Source organism: Streptomyces sp. NPDC049837, from assembly GCF_040674455.1.
Taxonomy (GTDB): Bacteria; Actinomycetota; Actinomycetes; order Streptomycetales; family Streptomycetaceae; genus Streptomyces.
The window spans coordinates 485,733-506,087 of the sequence record NZ_JBFAMP010000003.1 but is presented as its reverse complement, the minus strand read 5'-3'; the positions used below and the strand labels follow the sequence as shown (position 1 = coordinate 506,087).

The 20,355-nt window shown below is 73.5% G+C and carries 14 protein-coding genes; 9 read left to right on the top strand and 5 right to left on the bottom strand.

Annotation, left to right across the window (positions count from 1 at the left end; all coding sequences use genetic code 11):
• Nucleotides 1-27: 27 nt before the first annotated feature.
• Entirely contained in the window at nucleotides 28-669 is a 642-nt protein-coding gene (locus AB0J57_RS10205; protein ID WP_366127585.1) for a TetR/AcrR family transcriptional regulator, read from the bottom strand.
• Between the two features lie 145 nt (nucleotides 670-814).
• The gene (locus tag AB0J57_RS10200; RefSeq protein ID WP_366127584.1) at nucleotides 815-1,042 is read right to left on the bottom strand and encodes a hypothetical protein; all 228 of its coding nucleotides are present in this window, start codon (nucleotides 1,040-1,042) and stop codon (nucleotides 815-817) included.
• A 141-nt stretch (nucleotides 1,043-1,183) separates the two neighbouring features.
• On the opposite strand from AB0J57_RS10200, the gene AB0J57_RS10195 reads away from it, so the two are divergent.
• From AB0J57_RS10195 to moeZ, 7 genes are all read left to right on the top strand, one after another.
• Complete coding sequence (locus AB0J57_RS10195; RefSeq protein ID WP_366127582.1) at nucleotides 1,184-2,155, top strand: alpha/beta fold hydrolase; 972 nt, start codon at nucleotides 1,184-1,186, stop codon at nucleotides 2,153-2,155.
• Between the two features lie 9 nt (nucleotides 2,156-2,164).
• Nucleotides 2,165-3,478 (top strand): DUF3152 domain-containing protein, encoded by a 1,314-nt coding sequence (locus AB0J57_RS10190; RefSeq protein ID WP_366127580.1) that lies wholly within the window; start codon nucleotides 2,165-2,167, stop codon nucleotides 3,476-3,478.
• Nucleotides 3,479-3,682: 204 nt separating this feature from the next.
• Entirely contained in the window at nucleotides 3,683-5,434 is a 1,752-nt protein-coding gene (locus tag AB0J57_RS10185; RefSeq protein WP_366127579.1) for a DUF3492 domain-containing protein, read from the top strand.
• Nucleotides 5,427-6,746, top strand: coding sequence for a hypothetical protein (locus AB0J57_RS10180; protein ID WP_366127578.1), 1,320 nt, complete (start codon nucleotides 5,427-5,429; stop codon nucleotides 6,744-6,746). Before AB0J57_RS10185 ends, AB0J57_RS10180 begins: the two co-directional genes overlap by 8 nt.
• 123 nt (nucleotides 6,747-6,869) lie before the next feature.
• Complete coding sequence (locus tag AB0J57_RS10175; RefSeq protein WP_366127577.1) at nucleotides 6,870-7,856, top strand: NAD-dependent epimerase/dehydratase family protein; 987 nt, start codon at nucleotides 6,870-6,872, stop codon at nucleotides 7,854-7,856.
• Nucleotides 7,844-8,608, top strand: a complete 765-nt coding sequence (locus tag AB0J57_RS10170; protein WP_366127576.1) for a spherulation-specific family 4 protein — start codon at nucleotides 7,844-7,846, stop codon at nucleotides 8,606-8,608. Before AB0J57_RS10175 ends, AB0J57_RS10170 begins: the two co-directional genes overlap by 13 nt.
• Before the next feature lie 61 nt (nucleotides 8,609-8,669).
• Nucleotides 8,670-9,848, top strand: a complete 1,179-nt coding sequence (moeZ, locus tag AB0J57_RS10165) for an adenylyltransferase/sulfurtransferase MoeZ (RefSeq protein WP_366127575.1) — start codon at nucleotides 8,670-8,672, stop codon at nucleotides 9,846-9,848.
• A 65-nt stretch (nucleotides 9,849-9,913) separates the two neighbouring features.
• Here the strand turns inward: moeZ and AB0J57_RS10160 are convergent, their stop codons facing one another.
• The 3 genes from AB0J57_RS10160 to AB0J57_RS10150 all read right to left on the bottom strand — a co-directional run bounded on the left by AB0J57_RS10160 (nucleotide 9,914) and on the right by AB0J57_RS10150 (nucleotide 15,886).
• Nucleotides 9,914-11,458 carry an alpha/beta hydrolase gene (locus AB0J57_RS10160; RefSeq protein WP_366127574.1) on the bottom strand — a complete coding sequence of 515 codons (1,545 nt, stop codon included), beginning with the start codon at nucleotides 11,456-11,458 and terminating at the stop codon, nucleotides 9,914-9,916.
• Between the two features lie 55 nt (nucleotides 11,459-11,513).
• Complete coding sequence (locus AB0J57_RS10155; RefSeq protein ID WP_366127824.1) at nucleotides 11,514-13,019, bottom strand: alpha/beta hydrolase; 1,506 nt, start codon at nucleotides 13,017-13,019, stop codon at nucleotides 11,514-11,516.
• 224 nt (nucleotides 13,020-13,243) lie between these two features.
• On the bottom strand, nucleotides 13,244-15,886 hold the full coding sequence (locus AB0J57_RS10150; RefSeq protein ID WP_366127573.1) for a lysylphosphatidylglycerol synthase transmembrane domain-containing protein: 2,643 nt from the start codon (nucleotides 15,884-15,886) through the stop codon (nucleotides 13,244-13,246).
• A 188-nt stretch (nucleotides 15,887-16,074) separates the two neighbouring features.
• Here AB0J57_RS10150 and AB0J57_RS10145 point away from each other — a divergent pair, with 188 nt between their 5' ends.
• On the top strand, nucleotides 16,075-16,494 hold the full coding sequence (locus tag AB0J57_RS10145) for an MGMT family protein (RefSeq protein ID WP_366127572.1): 420 nt from the start codon (nucleotides 16,075-16,077) through the stop codon (nucleotides 16,492-16,494).
• Between the two features lie 218 nt (nucleotides 16,495-16,712).
• Nucleotides 16,713-20,309 carry a UvrD-helicase domain-containing protein gene (locus AB0J57_RS10140; protein ID WP_366127571.1) on the top strand — a complete coding sequence of 1,199 codons (3,597 nt, stop codon included), beginning with the start codon at nucleotides 16,713-16,715 and terminating at the stop codon, nucleotides 20,307-20,309.
• Nucleotides 20,310-20,355 lie beyond the last annotated feature (46 nt).

Sequence of the window (20,355 nt, the reverse complement as noted above, 5' to 3'; positions counted from 1 at the left end):
ATTAGCCCGGAGAGACGACACCGATCATCAGTGGGAATCAGAGCCGTGCAGCGGGAAGCCCGCGATGCCCCGCCACGCCAGGGACGTCAGCAACTGGACCGCCTTGTCGCGGGGGATCGACGACTCGCTGGACAGCCAGTACCGCGCGACCACCTGCGAGACGCCGCCCAGGCCCACGGCCAGCAGCATCGACTCGTCCTTGGACAGCCCCGTGTCCTCGGCGATGACTTCGGAGATCGCCTCCGCGCACTGGAGCGAGACCCGCTCGACGCGCTCGCGCACCGCCGGCTCGTTGGTCAGGTCCGACTCGAACACGAGGCGGAAGGCGCCGCCCTCGTCCTCCACGTACGCGAAGTAGGCGTCCATGGTGGCCGCCACGCGCAGCTTGTTCTCCGTGGTGGAGGCGAGCGCGGTGCGCACGGCCTGGAGCAGCGACTCGCAGTGCTGGTCCAGCAGGGCCAGGTACAGCTCCAGCTTCCCGGGGAAGTGCTGGTAGAGGACGGGCTTGCTGACGCCCGCGCGCTCCGCGATGTCGTCCATCGCGGCCGAGTGGTACCCCTGTGCGACAAACACTTCCTGGGCCGCGCCCAGGAGCTGGTTGCGTCGGGCTCGGCGCGGCAGGCGCGTGCCTCGCGGGCGCGCCGCCTCTGTCTGCTCGATGGCTGTCACGCCGCCTCCCAAAATCGATCCTTGCGCGCTGTGCGCCGCGCCCGCCATCGTACTTTTGGGTAACCCGGCTGTGCGCGGTGCGAGCGCAGAATTTCACGTACCGGACGCCTCTGGTAGCCGGAGATTCAACGTTAAACGGATCAAATCAGCGGTAGTCGTCCTCGTCGAGCTCCACCACGCGGGCCTGTTCGGCGGCGTCGGCGGGGTTCGCCACGGCCGGATCGATACGGGTCAGCGGTTCGTCCGCGTGCGGTCGCACCTCCGTGTGCTGCTCGGCGGCGTCCGCCTCGGGCGTCTCCTCGTCGAGCGCGGCGGTCGTCGTGCCGTTGTCGTTGCCTTCGAAGGTCTCCGGGTCGGTCGGGTCGACGGTCATGGGCTCCCTTTCACATGGGCGGGCGGGGGCCTGGGCGAACTGCCCTCATGTATGAGCCTAGGAGGTACCCCCTTCCGGCGCTATGCGATCTGTGACGGCGAACACATCGGTGCCTGCGTGATCGTCTCGTAACATTGCCGCATGTCTTCGACCGAGCTGCCGGAATCCGTCGCCGCCACCGCGGCGGGGCCGCGCGTGAGCGCCGTACGGGTCGCGGCGGGGGAGCGGCTGCGCTCCGTGACGCTGCCCGGGCTGACGCTGAACGTGCGCTACCGGCCGTCGGAGCGGACCGGGCTGCCCCCCGCTCTGTACGTGCACGGGCTCGGCGGCTCCTCCCAGAACTGGTCGGCCCTGATGCCGCTGCTCGAGGACATCGTGGACGGCGAGGCGCTCGACCTCCCCGGCTTCGGCGACTCCCCGCCGCCCGACGACGGCAACTACTCCCTGACCGCGCACGCCCGCACGGTCATCCGGCTGCTGGACGCCGGGGCCCGCGGGCCCGTCCATCTGATCGGGAACTCGCTGGGCGGCGCCGTCGCCACCCGGGTCGCGGCCGTCCGCCCCGATCTCGTCCGCACGCTGACGCTGATCTCGCCCGCGCTGCCCGAGCTGCGCGCCCAGCGCGGCGCGTGGCCCACGGCGCTGCTCGCGCTGCCCGGCGTCGCCTCCCTGTTCACCCGGCTCACCCGGGACTGGACGGCGGAGCAGCGGGTGCGCGGCGTGCTCGCCCTCTGTTACGGGGACCCCGGGCGGGTCACCGACGAGGGCTTCCGCAACGCCGTGGAGGAGATGGAACGGCGCCTGAGGCTGCCGTACTTCTGGGACGCGATGGCCCGCTCGTCGCGCGGCATCGTGGACGCGTACACGCTGGGCGGCCAGCACGGGCTGTGGCGGCAGGCGGAGCGGGTGCTCGCGCCGACGCTGCTGGTGTACGGCGGGCGTGACCAGCTCGTCTCGTTCCGGATGGCGCGGAAGGCTGCGGCGGCGTTCCGCGACTCGCGGCTGCTGGCGCTTCCGGACGCGGGGCACGTCGCGATGATGGAGTACCCGGAGACGGTCGCCCGGGCCGTACGGGAACTGATCGACGACACCGACCACGAAGACGGGAGCTGATCCGGGGCCGTGGGACGACATAGCCGCAAAGGCCCCGTACCTAAGGGCTCCGAACAGGGCACGGGCGCGGTGCGCGAGGGGGCGCGTCCCGGTACCGGACGCCGGCGCAAATCCGCGGCGGCGCCCCCTGAACCGCACCACCAGCAGCCCCCGCATCAGCCGCAGAGCGCCCAGCAGTACGAGCACCCTCAGCAGCACCAGCAGCACCCCCAGCACCAGAGCACCCAGCAGCACGTACGGGGCGGCCACCCCGAGCAGCACGAGCCCGGCGGCGGCTGGGGCGAGCCCGGCCGGTACGGCGACTGGCGCGGCGTACCCGCCTCGCGGCCGGCCCCGCCCGGAGCCCCCGCGACCGGAGTGGGCGCCGGCGCCCGGATACCCGGACCACGGCGCGAATTCGTCGAGGCCTTCGACCGCACCCCGCCCGGGACGCCGGCCGGCGAGCCCGATGAGCCCCGGTCCGGAGAGGACCGGGAAGAGGTCCGGAAGGCGCGCGGCGCCGGCCTGGGGCGCACGTTCACCGGCATCGCGGCCGCCGCCGTCACGACCGTCCTCGCCGTCGTCGTGGCCGGTCAGGTCACCGGCGCCGGACCGGACGGCTCCGCCTCCCGCCCGCCGGGCGAAGCCGCGGGGCGCGTGCCCGAGCCCGGCAGCGGGTCCCGCTCGGACCGTTCCGACGAGCGCGGCGCCCCGCCGGAGGCCGCCCCGCCGGCCGCCCCGGCGACGTACGCGCAGCTCATGGCCAAGCGCTTCCCGCTGGACCCGAAGCTGAAGGGGTCCGGCGAGTTCGAGGTGGTACCCGGGACCGACCCGGCACCCGGCAAGGGGGACAAGGTGCGCTACCGCATCGACGTCGAGAAGGGTCTCGGGCTCGACGCCGAGCTGTTCGCACGGGCCGTCCAGGAGACCCTGAACGACGACCGGAGCTGGGCGCACGGCGGTGCCATGACGTTCGAGCGGATCTCCAGCGGCGAACCGCAGTTCGTGATCACCCTGGCGAGCCCCGGGACCACCGGCGTCTGGTGCGCCAAGTCCGGGCTCGACACGACCGTCGACAACGTCTCGTGCGACTCCGCCGCCACCGACCGCGTGATGATCAACGCCTACCGGTGGGCGCAGGGCTCGGAGACCTACGGCGTCAACGCGATGCTGCCGTACCGGCAGATGCTGATCAACCACGAGGTCGGCCACCGGCTGGGGCACAACCACGTGAACTGCCGTACCCCGGGCGCGCTCGCGCCGGTGATGCAGCAGCAGACCAAGTCGCTGGAGGTCGAGGGCATCAAGTGCCGCCCCAACCCCTGGGTGTACCCCGGCGGTTGATCGGGCGAATTCACCTGTAGTGGCCTGTAGCCGCCTCTAGCGCGTCGAAACGCTACGGGTGCAGGAAAGTTACGAGCATTCACCCCTTCCGGTGGCGCAACGGACAACCGTCCATCGCGCCACCGGCATATCCGCTTACGTTCTTCCCGCTGTGAGTCGCCGGACCAACGGTGGCCGCACACAAGGGAGATCGGGGGTGTACTCGTGCGGATCGGACTGCTCACCGACGGTGGATACCCGTATGTCACGGGTGAGTCCAGGCTCTGGTGCGACCGGCTCGTGCGCGGGCTCGCGCAGCACGAATTCGACGTCTACGCGCTGAGCCGGAGCGCCCGCCAGGAGGACGCCGGCTGGGTCCCGCTCCCGCCCCAGGTGCGGCGCGTCCGCACGGCTCCGCTGTGGGCCCCCGGGGACGAGGGGCGCGGCGGGCGCGCGTACGGCAGGCGTGAGCGCCGGCGCTTCACCGCCTGCTTCACGCAGCTCGCCGCCGCCCTGTGCGGGCCGCGCGACGCCGCCGCCGAGAGCTTCGCGGAAGGGCTGTACGGGCTGGCCGAGCTCGGCCGGGAGTACGGCGGCCTCCACGCCGCCCTCCGGTCGGAGGCCGCCGTCCGCGTCCTGGAGTCCGCCTGCCGCACGCGCGGCGTACGCCGGAGCGTGCACGGCGCCACCGTCCTCGACCACCTCGCTCTCGCCGACCGCCTGGAGCGCGCCCTGCGCCCCCTGTCTCCCGACTGGTACGGCGAGGACGGGCTGGGCGCGGTCGACCTCTGCCATGCGGCGTCCGGCGGGACGGCGGCCCTGCCCGGACTGGTGGCCAAACGCTTCTTCGGCGTTCCGCTGCTGGTCACGGAGTACGGCGTACACCTGCGCGCGCACTACCTCGGGGCTTCCGACGCGCGGCTGAGCACTCCCGTGCGCGCCCTGCTCGCCGCCTTCCACAACTGCCTGGCCGCCGAGGTGTACCGGCAGGCCTCCGTCATCACGCCGGGCAACACCCACGCCCGCCGCTGGCAGGAGAGGTGCGGGGCCGATCGGGCCAGGCTGCGGACCGTCTACCCGGGCATGGAGGCCGAGCGGTTCGCCGCGGTGGGCGAGAGCGGCGACGGCGGCGATCCGTACACGCTGGTCCGGGTCGGGCGGATCGAGCCCGCGAAGGACCTCGTCGGCCTGCTGCACGCCTTCGCCGAGGTACGGAGGCAGGTGCCGGCGGCCCGGCTCAGGATCGTTTCCGTGCCCGGCCGCGACGCCGAGTCCGCCACGTACCGCGCGCACTGCGAGGCGCTGGCCGCCCAGCTCTTCCCCGACGAGGCCACCGACGCGCACGCCGTGGGCGACAACCCCGTCTCCTTCGAGGACCTCGGCGGCCCCTGCGCCCCCTCCCTCACCGAGGTGTACGCCGGGGCCGGCGTGGCCGTCCTGTCCAGCGTGGTCGAGGGCTTCCCGGTCAGCCTCGTCGAAGCCATGCTCTGCGGACGCGCCACCGTCTCGACGGACGTGGGCGCGGTCGTGGAGGTCATCGGCGGTACGGGACTGGTCGTGCCCCCGCGCAATCCGCGGGCGCTCGCCGACGCGTGCCTCGCGCTGTTGCGCGACCCGGCGCGGCGCGAACGGCTGGGCGCCGCCGCACGCGCCCGCGCACTCGAACTGTTCACGGTGGAGCAGAACATCGCGGCATTTCACGGCATTTACCTGGAGCTCATCTCCCACACGCCCGTGCACCGCGACGCGGACGCCATCGGTGCGGACGGCGCGCTCCTCCCGTTCGCGCACCCGGCCGAGGCGCATGTGCCGGGCCACTGGACCGGACGCCGCTCGGGCGGCGCGACGACCCCGGCCTGGGCCGCCGCACCGCGGCCGGCGGGCGGAAGTACGGGCGGGGGTGGGGGCGCTCGTGCGGGCGTGGGCGCTTATGCGGGCGCCGTCGCGGGTGCGGGGAGGGCGGACGGCCATGTCTGAGGGAGGCACACCCATGCCGGGCGGCCGCCCCCACGGCGGGAGGCCCGCCCTCGGCGAGGCCGTCTGGGCCAGCCGCGCGGAGGCCGTCCTGTCGGAGCCCGCGCTCGGAGGGTCCGCTCCTGGGCGGGGCACTCCCGGGCGGTCCGCTGCCGAGCAGCCCGCTCCCGGGCCGGGCGGTGACCACGCGGGCGGTGACCACGCGGGCGGTGGCCTTGCGGGTGGCCGTCCCGGAGGCGTCCGGCGGGGGCAGGGCGATCCGGTGAAGGCGCTGCTGCACCGCCACCGGGAGCTGTGCGAGCGGGCGGTCGACCCGCTGGAGATCGCCGCCGGGCTGGAGGCCCACGGGATCACCGACCGGACCGCCGCCCGGTTCCGGCACCGGGACGTGTTCTCGCTCGCCGAGGAGCTGTACGCACGCGTGCCGCGCGGTGACGACAACGCGCCGCACCGCACCGCCGCCGTACCCGACCCGGACTCCGCGTGGAGCGGCCGGGCCGCCCTGCCGTACCTGCTGCCCGGAGCCGTCGGTGCCCTCACCGTCGTCGCCCTCGCCCTGACCGGCGGGCCGCTGCGGGCGGCCGTCGGCGCGGCCGGCGCGGCAGGGCTGGCCGTGGCGCTCACCGTCTGCCTCCGCCGCGGCCCCCTGCGCGTCGCCGGGCGCACGGTACCGGGCACGCGCGCGTGGACCGGCTTTCTGCTCGCGTACGCCGTGGGCGGCGACGGCCTGCTGGACGAGCTCATCGCCGGCGGCCCGGACGGGCCCTGGCCCACGGACCCCGCGCCGCTGCTCGGCCTCGCCCTCACGGTCGCCCCCGCGGCCTGGTGCGCGCACCTCTTCGCCGTGCGGGCCCGGTGCGGCCTCGCGGGCAGCCGGGGCCTGGCCGAGTTCGCCTCCGGCACCCGCCCGCTGCTCCTCGGGGTCGTCGCGCTCTACACGGCCGCCCTGACCGGACTGCTCGCGCTCGTGGGTGCCGCCCTCGACGACGGCTCCCTCAGCGGCGGCGCCCTCGCCCTCGGCACCCTGCTGTTCCTCGCCCGGCTGCTCACCGTCCACGGCTTCCCCGGCGCCGCCGCCGCCGGGCTCCTCGGCGCGGCCGCCGCCGAGGCCCTCGCCCTGGCGTCGGTCCTCGCGGGCCGCCTGCCGGGGTGCGACCGGCTCGCCCGCCCCGTCGAGGCGGCCGTCGACACCTGGGGTCCCGCGGCCGTGCCGACGCTCGTGTGCGGCGCGGCCACCCTCGCCCTGCTGGCGCACGCCACCGCCGTACTGGCCCGCGCCTCCGCCCATGCCGGCGGTACCGCCACCGCCACCTGAACCGGCCACCTGAAAGCCGGTCCGTACCCGCGTACACCCTTCACCAGCTCATCAGCTCAAGGAGACAACCGACATGACCCCCCAAACCCCCGCAACGGCCACTCGGCGCGAAGGGGGCGCGCGATGAGGGTGCTGCTGCTCGGTGCCAACGGATTCCTCGGCCGGTTCGTCGCCGACCGGCTCCTCGCCGACCCGGCGGTCCACCTGACCGCGCTCGGGCGCGGCGACGACGCCGACGTACGGTTCGACCTCGCCGGCGGAAGCCCCGGCGCGCTGACCCGGTTCCTGGACGCCGTCCACCCCGGTGTCGTGATCAACTGCGCGGGAACCACCCGTGGCGGCGCCCGCGAGCTGACCCGGCACAACACCGTCGCCGTCGCCACCGTCTGCGAGGCGCTGCGCCGCAGCGGCTGCGGGGCGCGCATGGTCCAGGTCGGCTGCGCCTCCGAGTACGGGCCCTCGCAGCCCGGCTCGTCCACCGCCGAGGACGCGGTGCCGCGCCCCGGCGGCCCGTATGGCGTGTCCAAACTGGCCGCCACCGAGCTGGTCCTCGGCTCCGGCCTGGACGCGGTCGTCCTGCGCGTCTTCTCGCCGGTCGGGCCCGGCACCCCCGCCGGGTCGCCGCTCGGCCGGCTCGCGGAGGCCATGCGGCGCGCCATGCAGACCGGCGACGGCGAGCTCAAGCTCGGCAGCCTCGGCGTGCAGCGCGACTTCGTGGACGTGCGCGACGTGGCGCGCGCCGTGCACGCCGCCTCGCTCTCGGCGGCGCAGGGGATCGTCAACATCGGCACGGGCCGTGCGGTGCGGCTCCGCGACGCGGCCGCCGTCCTGGCGAGGGTCGCCGGGTACACGGGCGCCCTGCACGAGCTGGACGGGCCGCCGGCCAGGCCGTCCCTGTCGGCGATGGGCTCCATGGCGTCCATCGGCGCCCAGCGCGGCGACAGCGCCCCGGACCACCTGTCCGCCACGCCCTACCCGTACCCCGACGGCTGCGGCAGTTGGCAGCAGGCCGACGTGCGCACCGCGCGCGACCGGCTCGGCTGGCGGCCCCGCATCAACCTGGAGGAGTCGCTGGCCGACATCTGGATGGAGGCCGCATGCCGCATCTGATCAGCACGGACACGGGGCTCTCCGCGACCGGTGCCGAACGGCTCGGGTTCGGTGTCCCCGGCTACGCCCACCCCCTGCTCGCCCCCGTGGAGTGGGCGGAGCTGACCCGCCCGGGTACGCCCCTGCACTGGGCCGTCCTCAATGTCGCGGACGGCCCCGGGGCCCGGCCCGACCCGCACTGCCTGGAGGCGGCCGGAAAGCTGCGCAACGCGGGCGTCCGGGTGCTGGGCCACCTCGACCTGCGCCACGGCTCGCGCCCGTTCGGCGAGATCGTCTCCGACGCGCACCGCTACCTCGACTGGTACCTGGTGGACGGCTACCTGCTGGACCGCTGTCCCACGGACCGGGCGGACCTGGCCGCCGTGCGGCGTACGACGGCCACGCTGGAGGTGGTCCTGGAGGGCGGCGACGGCGGGCACCTGGTGCTGGGGCACGGCTCCCATCCGTATCCCGGGTACGCGGAGATCGCCGACCAGCTCGTGACGTTCTGCGGGCCGTGGGCGGAGTACCGCTGGTCACAGGCGCCGGAGTGGACCGCCGACCACCCGCCGGAACGGTTCGCGCACCTCGTCCACGGGGTGCCGCGCACCCATCTCGACGAGGCGATGCGGATCGCCCGCTGGCAGGGCGCCGGGACGATCTTCTTCACCGACCGGACCGCCGACCGCACCGGACAAAATGATCCATTCGCGGCTCTGCCCGGCTACTGGGACGAAATCGTCTCGCAGATCGGACCGGGTGTCTCGGAATGAGGAGGGCCGTGGCAGTGTTACGGAAGAACAACCGTACTGACTACCGACCAACGGAGTCCCCGTGTCGCTGCCACCCCTGGTCGAGCCGGCTGCCGAGCTCACCGTAGACGAGGTCCGCAGGTACTCCCGCCACCTGATCATCCCCGATGTCGGGATGGACGGGCAGAAGCGGCTCAAGAACGCCAAGGTGCTCTGTGTGGGCGCCGGTGGCCTGGGCTCGCCCGCCCTGATGTACCTGGCCGCGGCCGGCGTGGGCACGCTCGGCATCGTGGAGTTCGACGAGGTCGACGAGTCGAACCTCCAGCGGCAGATCATCCACAGCCAGTCCGACATCGGCCGCTCCAAGGCCGAGTCGGCGCGCGACAGCGTGCTCGGCATCAACCCGTACGTGAACGTGATCCTTCACGAGGAGCGGCTCGAGGCCGACAACGTGATGGACATCTTCAGCCAGTACGACCTGATCGTCGACGGCACGGACAACTTCGCCACGCGCTACCTGGTCAACGACGCGTGCGTGCTGCTGAACAAGCCGTACGTGTGGGGCTCGATCTACCGCTTCGACGGCCAGGCCTCGGTCTTCTGGTCCGAGTACGGCCCCTGCTACCGCTGCCTGTACCCGGAGCCCCCGCCGCCGGGCATGGTCCCCTCCTGCGCCGAGGGCGGCGTGCTGGGCGTGCTGTGCGCGTCCATCGGCTCCATCCAGGTCACCGAGGCGATCAAGGTCCTGGCCGGCGTGGGCGACCCGCTGGTCGGCCGCCTGATGATCTATGACGCCCTGGAGATGCAGTACCGCCAGGTCAAGGTCCGCAAGGACCCGAACTGCGCGGTCTGCGGCGAGAACCCGACCGTCACCGAGCTCATCGACTACGAGGCCTTCTGCGGCGTCGTGTCGGAGGAGGCCCAGGAGGCGGCGGCCGGCTCGACGATCACTCCCAAGCAGCTCAAGGAGTGGATCGACGAGGGCGAGAACATCGACATCATCGACGTTCGCGAGAAGAACGAGTACGAGATCGTCTCGATCCCCGGCGCCCGTCTGATCCCGAAGAACGAGTTCCTGATGGGCACCGCCCTCCAGGACCTCCCGCAGGACAAGAAGATCGTCCTGCATTGCAAGACGGGTGTCCGCAGTGCGGAAGTCCTCGCCGTGCTGAAGTCCGCGGGCTTCGCGGACGCCGTGCACGTCGGCGGCGGCGTCATCGGCTGGGTCAACCAGATCGAGCCGGAGAAGCCGGTCTACTAGACCGCGCCGTTCACGGCAGGGGGCCGGACCTGTGGCGGGTCCGGCCCCCTGTTGCCGTATGGCGCTCAGGAGCAGGTCTTGCCGCTCGCCGGGACCTTGCCGTCCAGCAGGTAGTCGTTCACCGTGCCCTGCACGCACGCGTTGCCGCTGCTGTACGCGCCGTGTCCCTCACCCTTGTAGGTGAGGAGGACGCCGACGCCCGGACCCAGCTCGTCCGCCATCTTCTTGGCGCCCTCGTAGGGCGTCGCCGAGTCGCCCGTCGTGCCCACGACCAGGATCGGAGCCGAACCCGGGGCGCTCGCCTCCGGTGTGGCGCTCTCGCCCTTCACGGGCCAGTCGGCGCACCAGCCGGCCGTGTCCCAGGCCATGAACTCGGCGAAGACCGGCGATATCTTCCGGAACTCCGGGAGCAGCGCCTTGGCTTCGGCCACCGTTGGCCGGCTGCTGCTGTCGGCGCACGAGATGGCGCGCTGCGAATGCGCCTGTGTGCCATAGGTGCCGTCCGGCGCCCGGTCGTTGTACATGTCGGCGAGCTGGAGCAAGGGGTCGCCGTTGCCCGCCTCGGCCTCCTTGAGGCCCTCGGTGAGGTAGGGCCACATCTGCTCCGAGTACAGGGTCTGGGCGATGCCGGTGAGCGCGAGGCTCTGTGTGAGGTCGCGGCCGTCGACGGTGGACAGCGGCTCGCGGTCGAGCTTCTTGAGCAGCGTCGCCACGCGCGCGGTGCCCGCCTCGGCGCCCTCGCCGGTGGACGTGAAGTAGTTGTTCAGCGCCCGCTGGAAGCCGATGGCCTGGTTCCGCGCGTGGCCCGCGCTGTCCGCCGTCGGGTCGACGACCGCGTCCAGGACGGTCCGGCCGACATTGCGCGGGAACAAGTGGGCGTAGGTGCCGCCCAGTTGCGTGCCGTAGGAGAAGCCCATGTAGTTGAGCTTCCGGTCACCGAGCACATGCCGGACGAGGTCCAGGTCCCGTGCGGTGTTGCTCGTGGTGACGTGGGCGATGACCTTGCCGGACCGCTCGGCGCAGCCGGCGCCGAAGTCGGCGCCTTCCTTCATGAAGGCGGCCTCTTCCTCGGGCGTGTCCGGAGTGAGGTCGACCCGCGCCAGGGCGGCCGCCTGCTCCTTGCTGTCGCGGCACACCACCCCGGAACTCCGGGCGACCCCGCGCGGGTCGAACCCGACCAGGTCGTAACGGGCGCCCAGTCGCTCGAACTCCTTGGCCGCGTGCGGCATGGCGGTCACGCCGGAGGCGCCCGGGCCGCCGAAGTTGAACAGCAGGGAGCCGATGCGGCGGTCCCGGTCGCGGGCCTCCTTGCGGATCAGCGCGATGGAGATCGTCTCGCCGTCCGGCTTCCCGTAGTCGAGGGGCACCTTCACGCTCGCGCAGCGCCACTGCGGACCGGGCTTCTCACCGCCCTCGGGCGCCTCGCAGCCGCGCCAGTCGAGCTTCTGGCCGGTGAGAGCGGCGGGCAGGGAGGCCATCGCGTCGCTCCTCGCGGTGCCGCTCCGGCCGCTGCCGGTGTCCGTGTCGCCGCCGCTGTCGCAGCCGGTGACCAGCCCGGCCACCAGGGCCGCGGCGGCCGCCAGGCCTCCGGCCCGTACCCGCATGGACATGTGTCCCCCAAACTCCTGTGCCGAACAGTCATCCTAGGCCGGGTCACCGACAGCCCTACGGGCACACCGTCCCGGACTTCGGGACCCTGCCGTCCAGCAGGTAGGCGTCCACCGTGCGCTTCACGCACGCGTCGCCGATGCTGTACGCGCCGTGCCCCTCGCCCTCGTACGTCAGCTCCACGCCGACGCCCTTGCCCAGTGCGGCCGCCATCGCCCTGGCGCCCGCGTACGGTGTGGCCGGGTCGCCGGTGTTGCCGATGACCAGGATGGGCGCCGAGCCGGGGGCGCTGACGTCCGGGTGCTCCCACGTACCGGGGACGGGCCACTGCGAGCAACTGATCAGGCCCCACCCGAGCCAGGGGCCGAAGATGGGGGACGCCTCGCGGAATTCGGGGAGTTTCGCCTTCGCCTGCTCCACGGAGAACCGCGCCTTGTCGTCGACGCAGTTGATGGCGGCGTTGGCCGCCTGGAGGTTGCTGTAGTCGCCGTTCTGGTCGCGGCCGTTCATGGAGTCCGACAGGGCGAGGAGGAGCCCCCCGTCGCCGCCGTCCGCCTCGTCGAGGCCCTGTTCGAGGTAGGGCCAGTACTGCTTGGAGTACAGGGCCTGGGCGATGCCGTTGGTGGCCTGGGTCTGGGTGAGCTTCCGGTCGCCGAGGCCCTGGATGGGCTTCTTGTCGAGCCTGGCGAGCAGGTCGGTGATGAAGTCCTCGATCTCCTTGGCGCTGCTGCCCGGCAGCTTGCAGGCCGCGCCGCGCTTGACGCAGTCCTCGGCGAAGTTGTTCAGCGCGAGCTGGAAACCCCTCGCCTGCCCGAGTGCGCCCTGCTCGCCGCTGCCGGTGGGGTCGACGACGGCGTCGAAGACGGCCCGGCCGACGTTCTTGGGGAAGAGGTGGGCGTAGACGCCGCCGAGTTCGGTGCCGTAGGAGATGCCGAAGTAGTGCAGCTTGGCGTCGCCGAGGACCTGGCGCATCAGGTCCATGTCGCGGGCGGCGTTGGCGGTGCCGACGTGCGGGAGCGTGTCGCCGGAGTTCTCCTCGCAGGCGTCGGCGAACCGCTTCAGGCCCTCCTGGTAGACCTCCTCCTCACGCGCGTCGTCGGGCGTGGAGTCGAGCGCGAAGAAGGCGTCCAGCTCGGGGTCGTCCTGGCACTCCACTCCCTCGCTGCGGCCTACCCCGCGCGGGTCGAAGCTGACCAGGTCGTAGCGGCTGCGCAGGGATTCGAAGGACTTGGCGAAGGAGGGCAGGCCGGTGATGCCGGAGCCGCCGGGACCGCCGAAGTTGAAGATGAGGGAGCCGATACGTTTCGCCGGGTCGGTCGCCCTGGCCCGGATGAGCGCCAGTTCGATCGTCTCCCCGCCGGGGTCCGCGTAGTCGAGCGGGGCCTGCATGAAGGAGCACTCCCACTTGGTGCCGCCCGGCAGCGGGGACGGGGCGGTGCCCGTGCCCTCCTGGAGGGACGGGGCCGGGCACGCGTCCCAGGTCAGCTTCTGGGTGGCCAGCTCCGTGGGCCGCTCCGGGTCCCGGCCGCCCCGGTCGCCGTTGTCCGAGCAGCCGGCGGCCATCAGTACGGTGGCGGTCGCGGCGGCGAGCACGGCGGCGGAGCGCGTGGCCGCCCTGGTGGCGGGCCCGGTGGCGCGCGCGGCGGCACGCCGTCGAGTGCGGGTGGCGGCGGGCCGGGCGGCGCGGGTGGTCATGGACCCATGGTGCGCCGGGGTCCTGTCCGGCGCCCCTGACGAGGTCCATGCGGGTGGCCGGAGGGCCGCTGTGACCGGTCGCCGGGCGGCCGCTAGAGGGCGCCCTTCCGTGTCAGGAAGTTGAACGCGAACCACCCCGGCAGCACCGGCAGCCACAGTGTCATCAGGCGGTAGAGCAGCACGGCCGGCGCCGCCACCTCCGTGGCCAGACCGCCCACGGCCACGAGGAAGAAGGTCAACGTGGTCTCCACCGCTCCGACACCGCCCGGTGTGGGCGCGGCCGACCCCAGGGCGTTGCCCGCGAGGAACACCACGGCGAGGCTCGCGTAACTCAGCGGCTGCGCACCGCCGGAGAAGGCCCGGATCGACGCGTCCAGGCAGAGGACGAACGCGCCGGTCAGCAGCAGCATCCCGCCGATACCGGTGAGCAGCTTCGTGGGGCGCTGCAACACGTCGAGCATGCGCGGCACCACGCCCGCGAACAGCGTGCGCAGCCGGGTCACGACGAACTTGCGGAGGCCCGGGATGGCCGTGACGACCAGCATCAGTACGGCCACCGTCAGCAGGCCCGCGATCACGGTCCTGGACGGCGTGAAGTCCTGGGTCTTCTCCGTTCCCGTCAGGTAACCGAAGGCCAGCAGCAGCAGGATGTGCGCCCCGAGGCCGAACAACTGCGAGGCGCCCACACTGGCCACCGCGAGCCCCGGCCGGACCCCAGAACGCTGGAGGAACCGCGTGTTGAGCGCCACACCGCCCACCGCCGCCGGGGCGACGATCTTCACGAACGACCCCGCGACCTGGGCGATCACCGTCCGCCCGAACGACACCCGCTCGGGCACGAAGCCCAGCAGGCTCATCGAGGCCGCCACGTAACTGAGCGCGGAGAACAGCAGCGCCACCGCGACCCACGCCCAGTCCGCCTCGGCGAACGTGGAGAAGGACAGCGACGCCTTCGAGATCTGGGAGATCAGGAAGTACACGGCGATGGCGCCCGCGATGATGCTGATGAGCGTGCGGGGCCTGATGCGCTCCAGCCGGGCCGGTTCCACCGGGGCCTGGGGGCGGATGAGCAGGACCTGCTGCCGGATCTGCACCAGCAGGTCCTCCTCGCGGGCCTCTTCCAGAGCCTCCTCCAGGGCGCGCTTCTCGGCCTGCTTCTCGGCGCGTACCGCCTTGCGGTCGGCCCGCTTCTCCTCCTCGCTCTTGTCGGCGTGGCCCTCCATGCGGGCGTGCTTGGCCGCCTCCGAAGCGGCCAGCACCGCCTCCCGCTCCCGCTGGGCCCGCTCCTTGCCCAGCTTGCGCAGGGTGGCGCGGGTGGAGCGGCTCAGGGCGATCGGCTGGAGCAGCGGCAGGCAGTCCGCGACCCGGTCCGGGCCGAGGGCGTCCACGGCGGCGGCGACCGCCCGCTCGGCGCCGACGCGCAGCCCCAGGGTGGTGAGGAGCTGGGCGATGTCCATCCGCAGCACCAGGTCACCGGCCGCGATCTCGCCGCCCCGCAAATCAGTGATGATCACTTTGCCGGAACGATCCACCAGAAGGGCGTCGCCGGTCAGCCTGCGGTGTGCGATACGCCGCGACTGGAGTGCCTTCACCTGCTGCCAGGCGCCCCGCACGACCTCGTCGGTGATCTCCTTGTCGTCCAGGGCGTCCAGCGAACGGCCACCGAGGTGCTCGTACACCAGCATCACGGCGTCCGGGCCCAGCTCGGAGGTGGCGATCAGCTTGGGCGCGTTGGCGCCGGCGGCGATCGCCGCGTACGCCAGCAGCGCCTCCTGCTCCAGCGCCTGGCGCAGGGACTGGATCGAGCGGCGGGTGGTGATGCCCCGCAGCGTCAGCCGGCGCCATGCCCGGTAGAAGAAGCCCTGGGCCTGCTGCTCCCGGTCGACGACGGTGACGTCGAGCGGGGGGCCCTCCTCCAGCGTGACCAGGTAGCGCCGGCCCCGGTCGCCCTGTTCGGCCAGGTCGGTGAGGTCCTCGGCGCGCATCGCCGTGACCGGGCGGAAGCCGACGTGGCGCAGTCCGGCGAGGAGGGTCTGGCCGGTGGGCCGGACATTGGGGGAGCCGACCGCGTAGAGCGTGCCGTAGGCGACGGTCCAGCCGATCAGGATGGTCAGGATGATCGAGAAGGGCGTGGTGTAGTCGGCGACCAGCATCGCGAACGCGTCGAGCAGGATCACCACCCACAGCGACACCCGCCAGCGCGGCCTGCGGGCCATCCCCACGGCCGTCATATAGGCGATGACGGGGGCGAGGTATCCATGGACCGGGTCGGAAAGGCCGCCCCCCGGCTGCGGCTGTGTCAGCGCCTCCTGGATCGTGCTGGGCGCGGCCCTGGCGACCCACAGGTCGATGGCGAGGGTGACGCCGTGCGCCAGTACGGCGGCGAGGACGCCGTCCGCGATGCGCAGCCCGTCACGTTTGATCAGCCGCTCGATCGCGAAGGCGACCGGCACGAGCAGGACGGCGATGCTGGAGACGAGACCGGCGACCTTGACGAAGACGTCGGGGGCCTGGCCGGTGCCCTTGCTGATGTCCTCTTCCAGGCCCGTGGTGGTGGCGTGGGCGAAGGCGGCGATGGCGATGACGACGCCGATCGCGAGGATGCCGATGAGCAGGCGCAGCAGGTCGGACGGCCGGTGGACGCGTGCGGCGAGAAGCGGCTCGTCACCGGAGACGCGGTCGATGCGGCTCTCCGCGTTCACGCACACCGTCTCCTTCGTCTGATTCTTCTCCATCGTCTCAGGAGGCCCCGAAGTGGTCGCCACTTCGGGAGGCCGCACATCCTGCCCCTTCGCCGCGTCTGTGTCTTGTTGATCTCGTATCACCGGTCACCGCCCGGAAGATGGTGGCATGACCGGGCCGTGCGGGGGGCCATCAGGGTGCATTGCCCGCGTTGTCGGTGGTGTGGTGCAGGATGGACCGGGTGAGTGCCGAGGAGCTTCCGGAGTACGCGGAAAGGGTGCTGGACGTCGCCGAGCTGATTCCGCCCGGCCGGGTGATGACGTACGGGGACGTCGCCGAATGGCTCGCCCAGGAGGAGGAGCGCGAAGCGCTCTCGGGCAAGGGTGGTGGTGGGCGACGGGTGGGCGGTCCGCGCCAGGTCGGGCGCGTCATGGCGCTCTACGGGGGCGCGGTGCCGTGGTGGCGGGTGGTGCGGGCCGACGGGCGGCTCCTGCCGGGCCACGAGCTGCGCGCCCTCGGCCACTACCGGGAGGAGGGCACGCCGTTGCGCGAGGCGACGGGGCACGCCGAGGACCATCTGCCGCGGCTCGACATGCGCCGGGCGCGCTGGGACGGCGCGGGTCCCTCCGGCGGCGGCGCGAGTGCGACGGCTCACAGGTGACCGCTTCGGCCATCCGGCGGCGCGGCGGGCATGGTGGGAACGGCCGTCACGACCGTGGGGAGTACGCGTAGCGTCGTTCCGCGTAGCGTGCTCACCGCACCCACCCAGCATCCTCAGCACCAGCACACCCACCAGGACCGGCGATCCACGTGAGCTCCTCCTCGATTACCACCGGGCGTACGCCGTCTCGCGGGCGGACCCCGGGCGCGTACCGACTGGTGCGTACCCCGCCGGCCCCCGTGAACCCCCCTCTCCTGGACGCATCACAGCGTGCTGTGGTTGACCATCCCGGCGGCCCGATGCTGGTTCTGGCCGGGCCGGGCACCGGCAAGACGACGACGCTGGTGGAGGCGGTCGCCGCCCGGATCGCCCGGGGCACCGACCCGGAGCGGATCCTGGTCCTCACCTTCAGCCGCAAGGCCGCCGTTGAACTGCGCGACCGGATGGCGGCGCGGATCGGCGGGACGCGCGCCCCCCAGGCCACCACGTTCCACTCCTTCTGTTACGCACTGATCCGCGCCCACCAGGACGCGGATCTCTTCTCGGAGCCGCTGCGACTGCTCTCCGGCCCCGAACAGGACCTGGCCGTCCGTGAACTGCTGGCGGGCCAGCTCGACCTGGAGCGCGAGGGCCTGGCCCGTATCCACTGGCCCGACGAGCTGCGGGCCTGCCTGACCACGCGCGGCTTCGCCGACGAGGTACGGGCCGTGCTCGCCCGCTCGCGCGAGCTGGGCCTGGGCCCGCGCGCCCTGGCGGACTTCGCGGCGCGCACCGGGCGGCGGGACTGGTCGGCGGCGGCCGAGTTCCTCGCCGAGTACCTGGACGTGCTCGACATGCAGGGCGTGCTCGACTACGCGGAGCTGGTCCACCGGGCGGTGCTGCTGGCCGGTTCGGCGGCCCTGCCCGGCTACGACGCGGTGTTCGTCGACGAGTACCAGGACACCGACCCGGCGCAGGTCCGGCTGCTGCGGGCGCTGGCGGGCGGCGGGCGGACGCTGTACGCGTTCGGCGACCCGGACCAGTCGATCTACGCGTTCCGGGGCGCGGACGTCAACGGGATCCTGGACTTCCCCGGCACGTTCCGCCGCGCGGACGGCACGCCCGCGCCGGTCGCCGTCCTGACCACCTCGCGCCGCTCGGGCGCCGCCCTGCTGTCCGCCACCCGCCTGCTGACCACCCGGATGCCGCTGCCGCGCCTTCCCGCCGACAAGGCGAGGGCGCACCGGGACCTGGCGGCGGTGCGGGACGGCGGCCGCGTCGAGGCGTACACCTTCCCGACCCCCTCCACGGAACTCGACAACATCGCGGACATCCTCAGGCGCGCCCACCTGGAGGACGGCGTGCCCTGGAACGACATGGCGGTCCTGGTCCGCGCGGGCGGCCGCACCATCCCGACCCTGCGCCGCGCCCTGACCTCGGCGGGCGTGCCGGTCGAGGTCGACGGCAACGACGTGCCGCTGCGTCACGAACCGGCGGTGGCCCCGCTGCTGACCGCGTTGCGCGCGGCGGCGACGCCGTCCGGCGGCGACGGCACGGCGGCCACGGCCGGCGGTGCGGCTCCGGTCGAGGATGCGGCTACGGCCGGCGATGCGGCCACGGCCGGCGGTGCGGCTCCGGTCGAGGATGCGGCTACGGCCGGCGCTCCGGAAGGGCCGGATGCGGAGCCGGGCGGGCCGGGAGCGGGGGAGGCGGCTGCCGAGGGCCGTACCGTCGTCGCGTCCGACGGCGCGACCCCTTCCGACGGTGCCGGTACCGAAGACGCCGGGTCCGGCTTCGCCGAGCCGCCGCACGCGGCGGCGGACGCGCCGGATGTGCCGCCGGGGGGCTCCGGCCCTGCCGACGAGAACGCCGGGACAGCGGCCGCCCCGTCCCGCGTCGCCGACCCGGAGGAGCGGGCCGACACCCCGGGGGAGCGCGACGACGCCCCGGCGGAGACCCTGCCCTGGCTCGACACCGAGACCGCGATCAGCCTGCTCACCTCGCCGCTCGGCGGCATGGACGCCGCCGATCTGCGCCGCCTCGGGCGGGCCCTGCGGGACGAGGAGCGGGCGGGGGGCAACAAGGTGCCGCCGCCGTCCGACGTCCTGCTCGCCCGGGCCCTCGCCGAGCCCGAGCGGCTCGTCACGCACGACCCCTCCTACGCCCGTGGCGCCCAGCGGCTGGGGGCGCTGCTCCGGGACACGCGCGAGCTGCTCGCGGGCGGCGGCACCGCCGAGGAGGCCCTCTGGCTCCTGTGGAACGGCACGCCCTGGCCCGCCCGCCTCCAGCGGGCCGCGCTCCGGGGCGGCGCGGCCGGCCGCAACGCCGACCGCGACCTCGACGCCGTGTGCGCCCTGTTCGACACGGCCGCCCGCGCCGAGGAGCGCACCGGTGGTCGCGGCGCCCTGAACTTCCTGGAGGAGCTCGACGCCCACGACATCGCCGCCGACACCCTCTCCAAGCGGCCCGTACGCCCCGACGCCGTACGCCTCATGACCGCCCACCGCTCCAAGGGCCTCGAATGGAGCCTGGTCGTCGTGGCCGGCGTACAGGAGGGCCTCTGGCCCGACCTGCGCCGCCGCGGCTCCCTCCTGGAGGCCGACCGCATCGGGCGCGACGGCCTCGCCGAGCCGCTCACCCCCGGCGCCCTGCTCGCCGAGGAGCGCCGCCTCTTCTACGTGGCCGCCACCCGCGCCCGCGACCGGCTCGTCGTCACCGCCGTCAAGGCGCCCGCCGACGACGGCGACCAGCCCTCCCGGTTCCTCACCGAGCTCGGCGTCGAGCCGAAGGACGTCACCGGCCGCCCCCGCCGCCCGCTCGCCGTGGCCGCGCTCGTCGCCGAGCTGCGCGCCACCACCGTCGACCCCGACGCCCCCCCGGCGCTGCGGGACGCCGCCGCCCGGCGTCTGGCCCGGCTCGCCGCGCTCACCGACGACGAGGGCCAGCCGCTCGTACCCGCCGCCCACCCCTACCGCTGGTGGGGCCTGTACGAGCCGACCCACTCGACCGTCCCGCTCCGCGACCGCGACCGCCCCGTCGCGCTCTCCGGCAGCGCCCTGGACCAGCTCGCCAACACCTGCTCCCTCCAGTGGTTCCTGGGCCGCGAGGTCAAGGCGGACGCGCCCGCGACCGCCGCCCAGGGCTTCGGCAACGTCGTACACGTCCTCGCCGACGAGGTGGCCTCCGGCCGCACCCCCGCCGACCTGGCCGTCCTCATGGAGCGCCTGGACTCCGTCTGGGACGCGCTCGCCTTCGACGCCCCCTGGAAGTCGGCCCAGGAGAAGGAGCACGCACGCGTGGCGCTGGAAAGGTTCCTGCGCTGGCACGTGATGGACCGTGGCGGCCGCACCCCCGCCGCCACCGAGCACGACTTCGACGTCACCCTCGAAGCGGGGGAGTACGAGGTACGGATCCGGGGCTCCATGGACCGCGTCGAGGCCGACGAACACGGCCGCGCGTACGTGGTCGACTTCAAGACCGGCAAGTCCGCCCCGACCAGGGACGAGGTCGCCCGCCACCCCCAGCTCGCCGTCTACCAGCTCGCCGTGCGCGAGGGCGCCGTCGACGAGGTCTTCGACGGCCGCCGCCCCGAGCCCGGCGGCGCCGAACTCGTCCAGCTCCGTCAGGCCGCGCCCAAGAAGGAGGGCGGCGAACAGCTCCCCAAGGTGCAGGCGCAGGAGCCGCTCAGCGGCGAGTGGGTCGGCGACCTGCTCGCCACCGCCGCCGGCCGCGTCCTGGACGAACGGTTCACCCCCACCACCGGCCAGCACTGCACCCACTGCGCGTTCCAGGCCGCGTGCAGCGCCCGGCCCGAGGGCCGCCACATCGTGGAGTGATCACTGCCAGTGGGGGCTGTCAGTGGGGGCGGTTAGCCTCATTGAC

Bases quoted from the DNA above. Each gene is read 5' to 3' on its own strand.
- AB0J57_RS10200 (WP_366127584.1), bottom strand. From the start codon at position 1,042: ATGACCGTCGACCCGACCGACCCGGAGACCTTCGAAGGCAACGACAAC.
- AB0J57_RS10195 (WP_366127582.1), top strand. From the start codon at position 1,184: ATGTCTTCGACCGAGCTGCCGGAATCCGTCGCCGCCACCGCGGCGGGG.
- AB0J57_RS10180 (WP_366127578.1), top strand. From the start codon at position 5,427: ATGTCTGAGGGAGGCACACCCATGCCGGGCGGCCGCCCCCACGGCGGG.
- AB0J57_RS10175 (WP_366127577.1), top strand. From the start codon at position 6,870: ATGAGGGTGCTGCTGCTCGGTGCCAACGGATTCCTCGGCCGGTTCGTC.
- AB0J57_RS10170 (WP_366127576.1), top strand. From the start codon at position 7,844: ATGCCGCATCTGATCAGCACGGACACGGGGCTCTCCGCGACCGGTGCC.
- AB0J57_RS10160 (WP_366127574.1), bottom strand. From the start codon at position 11,458: ATGTCCATGCGGGTACGGGCCGGAGGCCTGGCGGCCGCCGCGGCCCTG.
- AB0J57_RS10155 (WP_366127824.1), bottom strand. From the start codon at position 13,019: ATGGCCGCCGGCTGCTCGGACAACGGCGACCGGGGCGGCCGGGACCCG.
- AB0J57_RS10150 (WP_366127573.1), bottom strand. From the start codon at position 15,886: ATGGAGAAGAATCAGACGAAGGAGACGGTGTGCGTGAACGCGGAGAGC.